The 1,393-nt window shown below is 65.3% G+C and carries 1 protein-coding gene; it reads left to right on the top strand.

The window, feature by feature from the left end:
• Positions 1 to 100 precede the first annotated feature (100 nt).
• Positions 101 to 1,327 carry an IS256 family transposase gene (locus FA740_RS19475; RefSeq protein ID WP_136858432.1) on the top strand — a complete coding sequence of 409 codons (1,227 nt, stop codon included), beginning with the start codon at positions 101 to 103 and terminating at the stop codon, positions 1,325 to 1,327.
• Positions 1,328 to 1,393: the final 66 nt, after the last annotated feature.

Here is a 1,393-nt window from a genome sequence, read left to right as displayed (position 1 = left end):
GGTCGTGTCTCGGAAGTGGTAGAAATTGTCTGGCGGCGTAATCTCCGGGTGAACCAACACCCACCCAACCGGCGGCGGCAACCGCCAGGGAGATCACGCCATGAAGCAGAATACCGATAGCTCGTCCTTTTCGCCGCTGCCCGACGCAGGCGGGTATGATCCGATCGAGGATCGCCTGCGGGCGAATGTCCGGGCCACCATTGAAGCCATGTTCGAAGAGGAACTTGCCGCCTTTCTTGGTCGGCTTCGTTACGGCCGCGGCAATGAGCGGGCCAGGGGCTACCGCCACGGGCACCGCGATCGGCAGCTGACCGGCACATTCGGCACCGAGACGGTGCGGGTTCCTCGTGCTCGGATCGAGAACGAAGCCGGCAAGATCACCGAATGGCGCTCGAAGGCACTGCCCCGCTACAGGCGGCTGACAAAGAAGGCCGAGGCCCTGATCGCGGCGGTCTACCTGGCCGGCACCAACACGCGCCGGGTCAAGCGGGCGCTGTTCGGACTGTTCGAGGGGGCGGTGAGCAAGGACGTGGTCAGCCGGGCCTGGCGCAAGGTGAAGGTCGACTGGGACGCCTGGTCCACCCGCGACCTGGCCGAGGAGGATATCGTGCGGCTCATCCTCGACGGCACCGTCATAAAGACCCGGCTGGACCGCAAGGCCACCAACATCTCGGTGCTGGCGGCGATCGGTGTTCGGCGCGACGGACAAAAGGTGCTCCTCTCGATCAGGAACATGGGCGGCGAAAGCACGGCTGCCTGGAGCCAATTCCTCGCCGATCTGGACGCGCGGGGCCTCAGGCGGCCCGAGTTCGTAATCGTTGACGGCGCCCCCGGCCTTGAAGCCGCGCTTGTGGCGCTCTGGGGCGGGGACCTGCCCATCCAGCGCTGCACGGTTCACAAGCACCGCAACCTGCTTGGCCACGCGCCCAAGCGCCTGCATGACGAGCTGAGCGAAGACTACCGCGACATGATCTACGCCGACAGCGCCGCCGAGATCGAGACGCGCCGCAAGGCCTTCCTCCGCAAGTGGAAGCTCAAGTGCCGGGCCGTGGCCGATAGCCTTGAGGAGGCCGGCGATCGCCTCTTCAGCTTCACCCGCCTCGATCCGTCGCAATGGAAATCCGCACGGACCACCAACGCCATTGAGCGTCTGAACGAGGAGTTCCGCCGCCGCATCAAGACCCAGACCGTGCTGCCCTGCGCTGAAACCGTGCCGGTGCTGCTCTGGGCGCTCCTGGCGTCAGGGCAGATCCAGATGCGAAAAGTCGATGGCTGGGAAACCCTTTCTCAGCCTCTCGTGCCGATGTCTCTTGACCTCGCGGCCTGACCGGAGCCAACGTTACATGCTCGGAGCGCGCTGCTCGCCAATTTCCACCACATTCGCGACACGACC

Source organism: Paracoccus hibiscisoli, from assembly GCF_005048265.1.
Taxonomy (GTDB): Bacteria; Pseudomonadota; Alphaproteobacteria; order Rhodobacterales; family Rhodobacteraceae; genus Paracoccus; species Paracoccus hibiscisoli.
The sequence above is the reverse complement of the archived record's forward strand: the minus strand, read 5'-3'. Positions and strand labels throughout refer to the sequence as shown.